10 protein-coding genes are annotated in these 9951 nt (G+C 64.1%); 2 read left to right on the forward strand and 8 right to left on the reverse strand.

Going from position 1 to position 9951, the window contains the following annotated elements; translation table 11 throughout:
* Positions 1-13: 13 nt before the first annotated feature.
* On the reverse strand, positions 14-2770 hold the full coding sequence (locus tag GJ698_RS28290) for a TonB-dependent receptor (protein ID WP_154361188.1): 2757 nt from the start codon (positions 2768-2770) through the stop codon (positions 14-16).
* Positions 2771-3138: 368 nt separating this feature from the next.
* Positions 3139-3777, reverse strand: coding sequence for a TetR/AcrR family transcriptional regulator (locus tag GJ698_RS28295; RefSeq protein ID WP_154361189.1), 639 nt, complete (start codon positions 3775-3777; stop codon positions 3139-3141).
* A 71-nt stretch (positions 3778-3848) separates the two neighbouring features.
* Here GJ698_RS28295 and GJ698_RS28300 point away from each other — a divergent pair, with 71 nt between their 5' ends.
* Together GJ698_RS28300 and GJ698_RS28305 are read left to right on the forward strand one after the other, a co-directional pair.
* Positions 3849-4655, forward strand: coding sequence for an inositol monophosphatase family protein (locus GJ698_RS28300; RefSeq protein WP_154361190.1), 807 nt, complete (start codon positions 3849-3851; stop codon positions 4653-4655).
* Positions 4621-5268: an NAD(P)-dependent oxidoreductase gene (locus GJ698_RS28305; protein WP_166454957.1), complete on the forward strand. Its 648-nt coding sequence runs from the start codon at positions 4621-4623 to the stop codon at positions 5266-5268. The genes GJ698_RS28300 and GJ698_RS28305 overlap by 35 nt, the downstream gene beginning before the upstream one ends.
* On the opposite strand, the gene GJ698_RS28310 is transcribed toward GJ698_RS28305, so the two are convergent.
* The 6 genes from GJ698_RS28310 to GJ698_RS28335 all read right to left on the reverse strand — a co-directional run.
* The gene (locus tag GJ698_RS28310; RefSeq protein WP_154361192.1) at positions 5265-6017 is read right to left on the reverse strand and encodes an alpha/beta fold hydrolase; all 753 of its coding nucleotides are present in this window, start codon (positions 6015-6017) and stop codon (positions 5265-5267) included. The genes GJ698_RS28305 and GJ698_RS28310 overlap by 4 nt on opposite strands.
* 24 nt (positions 6018-6041) lie before the next feature.
* Positions 6042-7166, reverse strand: a complete 1125-nt coding sequence (locus tag GJ698_RS28315; protein WP_154361193.1) for an alkene reductase — start codon at positions 7164-7166, stop codon at positions 6042-6044.
* A gap of 2 nt (positions 7167-7168) precedes the next feature.
* On the reverse strand, positions 7169-7849 hold the full coding sequence (locus GJ698_RS28320; protein ID WP_154361194.1) for a type 1 glutamine amidotransferase domain-containing protein: 681 nt from the start codon (positions 7847-7849) through the stop codon (positions 7169-7171).
* 111 nt (positions 7850-7960) lie between these two features.
* A complete protein-coding gene (locus GJ698_RS28325; RefSeq protein ID WP_154361195.1) occupies positions 7961-8566 on the reverse strand; it encodes a TetR/AcrR family transcriptional regulator in 606 nt (201 codons plus the stop codon).
* Between the two features lie 39 nt (positions 8567-8605).
* The gene (locus GJ698_RS28330; protein WP_166454958.1) at positions 8606-9199 is read right to left on the reverse strand and encodes a TetR/AcrR family transcriptional regulator; all 594 of its coding nucleotides are present in this window, start codon (positions 9197-9199) and stop codon (positions 8606-8608) included.
* A gap of 132 nt (positions 9200-9331) precedes the next feature.
* Positions 9332-9951, reverse strand: a 620-nt coding sequence (locus GJ698_RS28335; RefSeq protein WP_166454959.1) for a TolC family protein, incomplete at its 5' end; no start/stop codon positions are given.

Consider the following 9951-nt stretch of genomic DNA (forward strand, 5'->3'; position numbering starts at 1 on the left):
CGATCGCTACAGCTTAGAACTTGTAGCTGGCCGACACGTAGCCGGTGGCGCCGTGTGCATCGTAGTAGGTTGGATCATAGCCAGCCTGGAAGTAGGTACCCAGACCGATGATTTCCGGTGGCGCGCGGTTGAACAGGTTCTTCACGCCGGCACGCAGGGTCAGGTTCTTGATGCCGGTGTACGCCACTTGCGTATCCCAGGTCGAGAACGCACCAACGTGCACTGCATCGGTACCGGTAGCCGAGTCCGCGCGAGCGGCATCGTAGTAGCCCGACTGGAAGTTCTGGGTCAGGTTCACGCCCCAGTTGTGGTATTTCCAGTCAAACGCCAGTTGATGCTTCCAGCGGAAGATGATGCCGCCGTTGGCCACGGCGTTCAGCGGCGAGCCGTCGGCGCCGATGGTGCGCGCTACGCTCTGCTGCACGGTGCCGTCAGGCAGCGTCATATCGTACTTGGTGGTGTAGGTGCCGTTCAGACGGGTGCCGAAGGTGCCGTAGTTGGCGGTCTTGGCGATGGTCCAGCGGGCATCGACGTCCACACCAGCGGTCTTCAGGCCGCCTGCGTTCAGGTTGGTGCTGGTGATCTGGGTGATGTTGCCAGCCGAATCACGTTGCACCAGACCAGCGTACAGCGGGTTGGTCTGACCTTGTTCGACGATGAACTCCGGGTTCAGCGTGGTCACCAGGTTGTTGACGTTGATCTTCCAGTAGTCGATCGCGATCGACGCGCCTGGGATCGGATCGATCACGATACCCACCGAAGTCTGCTCCGATTTTTCCGGTTTCAGGTTCGGGTTACCGCCGGTCAGCACGTTGAACTGGCCATTGGTGCCGGTTTTCGGATCGGTGAAGGTGGCGCTGGTGCCCAGGGTCTGCGGGTTGTTCAGCTCAGGCAGAGCCGCTTCGCGGAAGCCACGGCCGTAGGAAGCGCGCAGCAGCACTTGTTGCAGTGGCTGATAGCGGAAGCTGACCTTCGGATTGGTCGCGGTGGCGTTCGGGTAGCGGTCGGTACGGACTGCCAGGTCGCCTTCCAGGTTTTTCAGGATCGGCGCGTTCAGCTCGGCGAAGATCGCCGACGAGTTACGCGATGCCGACAGCGGCAGCGTCTGGCCGCCGTAGCCCGAAATGTCGCCCGACTGGTAAGCCGCCGACGGGTTCAGGTCCAGCTTCTCGTCGGTGATCGACGCGCCCACTGCGAACTTGGCCATACCGGCCGGCAGCTGGTACAGGTCGCCCGAGATGCGTGCGTTCAGCGCGTCATTGCTCAGGGTCGAGTTGATCATGTTGCCAACGTAGTTGGTGGCGTAGATCTGCTTGGCCAGTTCCGGCGACTGCGTGGCAGCCCATGGATTGAAGGCGTTGTTGTTGCTCAGCAGTTTGACCAGCGCCAGCTGCGACTGGTAGCCGGAGATGGTGTCTTCGCTGACGTTGCTGGAGTTGTGGGTGTACGCCACATCATAGTCGTAACCCTTGACGGTGCCGCGGAAGCCCATCACCAGATGGCTCATCTTGGCGTGGTCGTCGTGCGAACGGCCGCCGCCGTCGAAGGCGCGGTAGCTGACGGTCACTGGCTGGCCGTTCACCGATGGGTAGTTGGCTGCCAGGTACGACGATGGGTAGTACGGGCTGCTCGGCGACAGGATGATGGCCGGGTACACATTGGCGGTGCCGAATGCGCTGTCGGTCGACAGGAACGACGCGTTGTACGGCGACGACTGTTCGGTGGTGGTGGTCTTCTGTTCCGAGTGGAAGCCTTCAACGAAGAATTCATTCTGCTCGTTCAGCTTGAAGCGGAAGCTGGCCGACACGTTCGCGCGGTCCACGTCCGGGAACAGCGGCACCGCGCCAGCCGAGTTGTAGCGGCAGCTGCCGGTGTTGGCATCGAACTGGCTGCCGTTGGTGGTGCAATCGCCGCTGTTCAGCGGGTTGCCCAGGCCGGCGCCCAGCGAGGCCAGCGAGTTAGGGATCACGCCAGCCGCATTCGGGGTCTTGGTCGGATCGAAGGTGCTCAGGTTGCCGCTCGGGGTCGCCGACGCGTCGCGCAGGCCGTTGTTGTTCCACGATTCGCGGGCATAGCCGCGCTGGCTGCCGTAGATGGCTTTGTCTTTGGAGACATCGGCCGACACGGTGAAGTTGTAGCGGTCTTCGTCGAAGTCGCCGAAGCCGGCAATGATCGACGCCTTGGTGGTGCGGCCGCCGCCATCCTTGGTGCCGCTGCCGTAGCCGGTCACTTCGACGCCGTTGTAGTTGTTGCGCAGGATGAAGTTGATCACGCCGCCGATGGCGTCGGAACCGTACACGCCCGAAGCGCCGTCTTTCAGGATTTCCACGTGGTCCACTGCGGCCAGCGGGATCGAGTTGATGTCGACCGAAGTGCCGTCGGTGGCGAAGTTGGCCAGGCGGCGACCGTTGACCAGCACCAGCGTTTTGCTGGCGCCAATGCCGCGCAGCGAGGCGGAGGCCAGGCCGTAGGTCGAGGCGCCGGCGCCCTGGGCGCTCACGGTGCCGCCGACGGCGGTGTTGGCGGTGATGCTGGCCAGCAGTGCTTCGGTGCTGGTCACGCCGGTTTTGGCGATGTCTTCACGCGTAACGGTCTGAACCGGCAGCGCGCCTTCGACTTGCGCACGTTTGATGGACGAACCGGTGATTTCCACGCGGGCGATGGGTGCGTCTGGCGCCGTCTGCGCATGCGCGCCGGCGATGGCGCCGAAGGCGACCGTGCCGGAGAACATCAGACGCAGCGAGCGCGAGATAACAGTTTCTTTGGTCATTATAAATTCCCGATTTGTTGTGTGAGCCTTAGCGACTTCGTGTTGACCTTGAAAGGGGTAGTCAAGGTCGGCTCGTATCACAACACGCGAGAAAGATTTCACCAACGACAGCGTTTACAAAAAGCCTCACTTTTGCCGCGCAAGTGTAAAAAGGGCGCAGCATTAAGGGAATTTTAAGAATCACCCTTGTAGCGAAGTTCTTGACGCCGTTTTACCGGATTTTTCATTTATAAAGTATTTATTTACCGAATAAAGTGCTTTCTTATCCAGGCATTTAGCGAGAAACGTTGCAAATAAGCGTTATCAGTCCGCCAGCTTCGGGAACATCCCGTTACAACTGATACGAAACTCACTTGGAAATTTGAAAATCAATATGAAACTGGTTCTTGCCCAATAGAGATGCTTTGTAAATAACCTCGCACGGCGCCTTCGATACGGTCCGCCAGCGCAGCCGGCTCGACCGCGCCGCGTCGCCCGGCGGCATCTGTTAGTGCACTGACAATCGCCATCAGCTCGGAGGCGGCCAGTTGCGGCGCCAGCGTCGCTGCGCTCAGGAAGCTGGCCAGCGCGACGCGCATGGCGGTGGCGTTGCCGGAACTCGGCATCAGCGCCGCCAGCCGGCGTTGCTCGACATCCAGCAGCGCGGCCAGCGCGGGCCGGCGCAGCTGGTGGCGTACCGCGATCTCGATCAGCTGGCGCAGCGCGGCGGCGCGGTTCGGCAACGCCAGGGCCTGTGTCGCTTCCCGCACCAGATCGGTCAGCTCGCGCTCGATCAGGGCCACCGTGACCGCATCCTTGGTCGGAAAGTACTGGTACAGCGAGCCGATGCTGACGCCAGCGCGATCGGCGATGGCGTTGGTGGTGTAGGCATCCAGTCCGCGCTGTTCCAGAATGTGAGCTGCCCCCTCAAGTATGGTCTCGACGGTTTGTGTGGAACGGGCCTGGGACGGCTGTTTGCGCGGGTTCAGCAGCCGCGCGCCGGCCGGTCTGGATTGCGAGTTGTTCATGGCAGGAGATGCTCATATCATTTTTGCTCCTAGTCAAGCCTATTTTTCCCATGAACCAGAGCAAAAATTCCATGAGTCCAGCCGCCGGCGACACCGCGCTGCTGGCGCAAACGATCGCCGCCGTGCAGGCAGCGGGGCGGGCAGTTGCCGCGCGCTTCAACGCCGGCGCACGTCCGTCCAACCGCGACGAGATCGGCGCAGCAATCGCCGCCAACGACGCCGTGTCGCTGGCCGTGCTGCGCGCCGCGCTGTTGGCCGCACATTCCGCCGCGCGCTGGGACGACGATGAAGAAGGCCTCGGCGCGCTGCCGCCCGGCGAATGGTGGGTGGCCGATCCGGTGGAGGGCGCGATCAATCACATCCATGGCCTGCCGGATTGGGGCGTCACCGCAACGTTGGTGCGTGACAACCAGCCGGTGCTGACCGCCGTGCATCTGCCGCTCCGCGGCGACACCTACAGCGCCTTGCGCGGCGCCGGCGCGTGGCTGAACGGCCAGCCGATTCGCGCGTCGCAGAAAACCGCGTTGAACAGCGCCGTCGCCGGCACCGGCCAGGCGATGCCGCAGGAAGGCAGCGTCACCTATCGCCGCATCGGGCAGTCGGTCAGCGCCATGCTTGAGGCGGCGCTGGTGGTGCGCGTGTCGGTGCCGTCGACGCTGCAACTGGTTCAGGTGGCGGCGGGCCGCCAGGACATCTTCTGGCAATACAGCCAGGTGCGCTCGGGCTTGCTGGCCGGTGCGCTGCTGGTGAACGAAGCCGGCGGCAGCGTGAGCGATCTGCATGGCGCGCCGTGGCATCCGGGAAGCGACGCCCTGCTGGCCAGCGCGCCGGCCCTGGCGACGAATGCCCTCGCGGTACTGGCAAGGAGCGCCGCATGAAGCTTCCATTTTCGGCGCCTCGGGCACCACCGGACGCCATCTCGTCAAACTCGCGCTCGACGCCGGCCACGACGTCAGCGTGCTGCTGCGCCGTGCGGACGGGCTGCCACTCGACCACCCTCGCCTGTCACGCATCGTTGGCGGTTTTGACGACGCGGTCGCCGTGCAAGCGGTCGTGCAGAACGCCGACGCCGTCATCAGCGTACTCGGTTCACGCAAAGGCGCGCCAGCCACCATCTGCACCGACGGCGTGCGCTGCATCCTGCCAGCCATGCAGGTAGCCGGTGTGCGGCGGCTGATCGCACTCAGCGCTTACGGCGCCCTGGAGACCAGCACCGTGACGTGGTTCATCCGCTTCGTGCGCAGCGTGATCGCCGACAAGATGCGCGACAAGGACAGCATGGAACTGCTGGTGCGCGACAGCGATACCGACTGGACGCTGGTGCGTCCGCCCGCGCTGACCAATGGCCAGGCGCAAAGGCGTTACCGCGTCGGCGCCGCCTTGCGTCCCGGGCTGACCGGACATCTGTCGCGCGCCGACCTGGCCGCCTTCATCCTGGCGACGGCAGAAGGCGGCAACTACATCCGCGAGGCGCCGGTCGTTGCTGCCTAGTTGCGGGCTGCGGCTTGTTCGATCACCTTCGCCACCTCGGCAGGGTGCGCGATAAAGGCGACATGGCTGCCGTCGATTTCCAACACCTTGCTGCCGGCACGCTTGGCCATGAAGCGTTCCAGTTCGGGATTGACGGTGCGGTCGGCGGTCGACACGATCGCCCAGCTCGGCTTGGTTTTCCACGCGGCCTGCGTCACCGCGGCACCGGCTGTTTTAACGGAAGGCAGAACCTGCGACAAGGCCATGAAGCGCGCTTCAGCCGGCGACACATCAGCGGCAAAGTCGGCGTGGAACAGCGCCGGGTCGAAGTACAGATGACCGTCGGCGGTTGGCTTGATCGCATGGCTGGCCGGCGGCATCTGCTTGACCAGATCCAGCAGGCTCTCGCCCACCGCAGGCTGGAACGCGGCAACGTAGACCAGGCCCGCCACCTTGGCGTTGGCGCCGGCCTCGGTGATGACCATGCCGCCGTAGCTATGGCCGACCAGGATGGCGTCGCCGTCCATGGCGTCGATGGCGGCGGTAGTGGCTTGCACGTCCTCGGCCAGCGAGGTCTCCGGCTGCTGCACCACGGTGACGTTATAGCCATCCTTCAGCAGGATGTTGGCGACACCCTGCCAGCCGGAGCCGTCAGCGAAAAAACCATGGACCAAAACGATGTTCTTGACCGGCGCGGCGATGGCCGACATCGGCGACAAGGCGGCGAAAGCCAGTGCGAGTGCTGCAGAAACCAGGCGGATTGCATTCATTTTTATGCTCCTCAAAAAATTCAATTAGTTGGCATATGCCGGGTAGTCAGTCAGTCCTTGCTCGGCGCCGCCGTACAGCGTTGCCGCGTTCAGCGGATTCAGCGGCCAGCCGTTCGCCAGCCGCGCCGGCAGATCCGGATTGGCGATGAACGGGCGGCCGAACGCGATCAGGTCGGCCAGGCCGGCATCCAGCAGGCGGTTGCCGCGTTCCGCCGTGTAGCGGCCGGCGTACATGATGCGGCCGCTGTAGGCCAGCCGCACCGCGCGCCGGAAATCCTCCGGCAGATCGGGCGCGTTTTCCCAATCCGCTTCGGCGATCGACAGGTAGGCCACGCCCACCTGCTCCAGCACCTTGACCGCTTCGATATAGGTTTCGTGCGGATCGTCTTCCACGAAGCCGATGTACACGCGGTCCTCCTCGGTGCTGGTGAACAGCGGCGTGAAGCGCACGCCCAGCCGTTCCGGCCCCACCACCCCGGCCACCGCCTGCACCACTTCGCGCAGGAAGCGCAGGCGGTTCTGCAGCGAACCGCCATATTCATCGGTGCGGGTATTGGCGTGGGTCGAAATGAACTGGTTCACCAGGTAGCCATTGGCCGCATGGATCTCGACGCCGTCGAAGCCGGCGGCCAGCGCGTTGCGCGCCGCCTGCGCATACAGCGCCACCAGTTCACCGATCTCGTCGGCGCTGAGCGCCTTGGGCATCGACGGCGCCACCAGCGTGCCGGCGCCCGGCCCGGTTTCGATGAAGGCTTTCGCCTTGTCCGCCGCAATCGCCGATGGGGCGACGGGCGCAGCGCCGTCCGGCTGCAAGGCCGTGTGCGATACGCGGCCGACGTGCCACAGCTGCGCGAAGATCACGCCGCCTTCGGCGTGCACCGCCTCGGTGACCTTGCGCCAACCGTCGATCTGTTCCGGGCTGTAGATGCCCGGCGTCCAGGCATAACCTTGGCCGCGCGGCTCGATCTGCGTGCCTTCGGTGACCATGAAACCGGCGCTGGCACGTTGACGGTAATACAGCGCCATCAGCTCGGTCGGCACATCGCCGGGCTGGCCGGCGCGCTGGCGCGTCAGCGGCGGCAGCACGATGCGGTTTTTCAGGGTGTACGGCCCAAGCTTGACGGGGGCCAGCAATGCGGTGTTCTTCATGATCAGCCCAGGCGTTGCAGCAACAGCGCGGCGGCAGCGGCCGACGAGGCAGGATTCTGGCCGGTGATCAGCAGCCCGTCGCTGACAACGTAGGAACCCCAGTCCTCGCCCTTGGAATACACGCCGCCCTTGGCCTTCAGTTCGTCCTCGACCAGGAATGGCACCACGTTGGTCAGGCCAACCGCGTCCTCTTCGGTGTTGGTGAAGCCGGTGACCTTCTTGCCCTCCACCAGTGGACGGCCGGCGGCGGTTTTCACGTGGCGCAGCACGCCTGGCGCGTGGCAGACCAGCGCCACCGGCTTGTTGGCGGCGATGAAGGATTCAATCAGCGCGATCGAATTGCGGTCTTCGGCCAGATCCCACAGCGGGCCGTGGCCGCCTGGGTAGAACACGGTGTCGAAGTCAGCCTGGTTGACGCTGTCCAGGCGCACGGTGGCGGCCAGTTGCGCGGTGGCGGCCGGATCGGTTTCAAAGCGGCGGGTCAGTTCGGTCTGGAACGACGGCTCGTTGCTCTTCGGATCCAGCGGCGGCTGACCGCCCAGCGGCGAGGCCAGCACCACCTGCGCGCCGGCGTCCTTGAAGGCGTAGTACGGCGCGGCCAGCTCCTCCAGCCAGAAACCGGTTTTGCGGCCGGTGTTGCCCAGTTTGTCGTGCGAGGTCAGAACCATCAGTACTTTTTTCATGGTGATACTCCTTTGATAAAGTTAAACATTCGCGCCATTAGTAGACCAGTCGTCTATAAACTTGGCAAAAAAAAGCATCTCCTATGGAAATGCTCCGGTTCCACCGCCCCTTTACTGGGGGAGGTGGAGAATTTGATGCGTGGTCAACAGCGCCGTGTCGAACGGCTGCGTGCTGCGGCTGATCTTGACCATCACGCTGGCGCCCAGCCAAAGCTGATACAGGCTGCTGGCCGTGCTCTCGGCATCGGCGTCGATGGTCAGCGAGCCTTCCGCCGCGCCGGTTTCAATCGCCGCCGCCAGACGGCTGACGATGCCGGCGGTGCCGCGCTTGAGCGACAAGCGCATGGCTTCCGACAAGTCCGCCACTTCCGCCGCCAGCTTCACCGCCAGGCATTTGCCCTGGCAGTCCAGGAACGACTGCGTCTCCTGCCAGACCTGGAAATAACGCATCAGGCGCTGCGCCATGTTCTGGCCGGGTTGCGCCAGGGTGCGGTCCAGATCGGCCAGGTAATCCACAAAATAACTGTCCAGCAAAGCCTCGCCAAACGCGTCCTTCGAACCGAAGTAATGGTAGAAGGAACCTTTGGGCACACCGGCGCCGGTGAGGATCTCGTTCAGACCCACCGCGGAAAATCCCTTGCCGGCCATGATGCGTTGGCCGGTCGCCAGGATGTTCTCGCGGACATCAATCGGTTCGGTGGTGGTTGCTGTGTTCATGGAAGACACTTTAGCACCGAATAGACCAGTCGTCTACAACTATTTTTGCACGTTGCGACGCTCACGTTCGACCTTGACCATCGCGCAGGCGTAATCGGCCATGCGTTGGGCCCAGGCCGCCAGGCCCTCGGGGCTATCGAACAGGTGGGGATCGGCCTTGCAGATTTGCTCGCGGCTCAGGTAGGAGTACGCCACCAGCGCACGGATCGAAAAGGCCAGCGCCAACAGGTCGGGATCGCTGGTCGGCACACCCAGCGCACGTTCCAGCACCCGCAGCAGGCGCTGCTCCTGTTCGGCCTTGTAGCGCTCGTCGTCCAGCAAGCCGGTAGGCTCGAACGATTCGCGCATGCGCAGGCGCACGCTCAACATGATGGCTTCGCCCTGCCCCAGCGGCAGCAGGCGCGAACGGGCGAAGCGCAGCATCGATTCTTCGATGCTCAGGCCGGCTTCGTCGAACGGCGCGCCTTCGTCGTTCATTTTTTCGCGCACCGGTTCGTACAGCGCGGCGCGGTACAGGCCGACCTTATCGTCGAAGTAGTAGCGGATGGCGGCGGTGTTGACGTTGGCCTCGCCGGCGATATCGCGCACCGAGGTGCGGTGATAACCCTTGGCGACAAACAGGTTCAGCGCCACGGAGAGTATCCGGCTGCGCGCCTGCGCGCCATCCGTGCGGAGCTTGCGTGAACCTGCGCTCGCCGAAGGATTTTCATCATCCATATCTATACTTTGCAATAAGCGAAAACCGCAATTATAAAGTTTAGCCGGTCAGGAGCCGCGCCAGCCCAATCCCAGCGCCTTTTGCAGGGCGATGAAGTCGTTGGTCAGCGCCGCCTGCGCCTGCGCCAGATTCTGCTCCGCCGTCAGTTGCTGGCGCTCGGTATCGAGCACGTCGATCAAACTCGCGGTGCCGGCGCGCTGGCGGGCGGCGGTCAGCACGGCCGCGCGGTCGGCGGTGGCTTTGGCGCGGGCGATGGTCGCCACGCTCGTGCGGCGCTGGCGGAAGCGCGACAGCGCATCCTCGGCATCGCGCAGCGCGCCCAGCACGGCAATGCGGTACTGCGCCTCGGCTTCATCGCGCACGCCTTGCGACTGCTCGATATTCGCATTCACCCGGCCGAAGTCGAGCACATTCCAGCTCAGTTGCGGCGCGATGATGGCGGAGTAATCGTCCAGGTGCGTCAGGTCGCTGACGTGGGTGCCGCCGATGCCGATCAGTCCCATCAGGGACAGCTTGGGAAAGCGCGCCGCCTGCGCCTGGCCGATCTGCGCCTGGCGTTGCGCCAGGGTGCGCTCGGCGGCGCGGATGTCGGGACGACGGCGCAGCATGGCGGTCGGATCGCCGACTGCCACGCTGGCCGGCGGCAGCGGCACCGCCGCCGCGTTGG

The organism is Duganella aquatilis, from assembly GCF_009674565.1.
GTDB lineage: Bacteria > Pseudomonadota > Gammaproteobacteria > Burkholderiales > Burkholderiaceae_D > Rugamonas > Rugamonas aquatilis.

Coding starts and splice junctions, on each gene's coding strand:
- GJ698_RS28290 (WP_154361188.1), bottom strand. CDS start 2,770: ATGACCAAAGAAACTGTTATCTCGCGCTCGCTGCGTCTGATGTTCTCC.
- GJ698_RS28295 (WP_154361189.1), bottom strand. CDS start 3,777: ATGAACAACTCGCAATCCAGACCGGCCGGCGCGCGGCTGCTGAACCCG.
- GJ698_RS28300 (WP_154361190.1), top strand. CDS start 3,849: ATGAGTCCAGCCGCCGGCGACACCGCGCTGCTGGCGCAAACGATCGCC.
- GJ698_RS28305 (WP_166454957.1), top strand. CDS start 4,621: ATGCCCTCGCGGTACTGGCAAGGAGCGCCGCATGAAGCTTCCATTTTC.
- GJ698_RS28310 (WP_154361192.1), bottom strand. CDS start 6,017: ATGAATGCAATCCGCCTGGTTTCTGCAGCACTCGCACTGGCTTTCGCC.
- GJ698_RS28315 (WP_154361193.1), bottom strand. CDS start 7,166: ATGAAGAACACCGCATTGCTGGCCCCCGTCAAGCTTGGGCCGTACACC.
- GJ698_RS28320 (WP_154361194.1), bottom strand. CDS start 7,849: ATGAAAAAAGTACTGATGGTTCTGACCTCGCACGACAAACTGGGCAAC.
- GJ698_RS28325 (WP_154361195.1), bottom strand. CDS start 8,566: ATGAACACAGCAACCACCACCGAACCGATTGATGTCCGCGAGAACATC.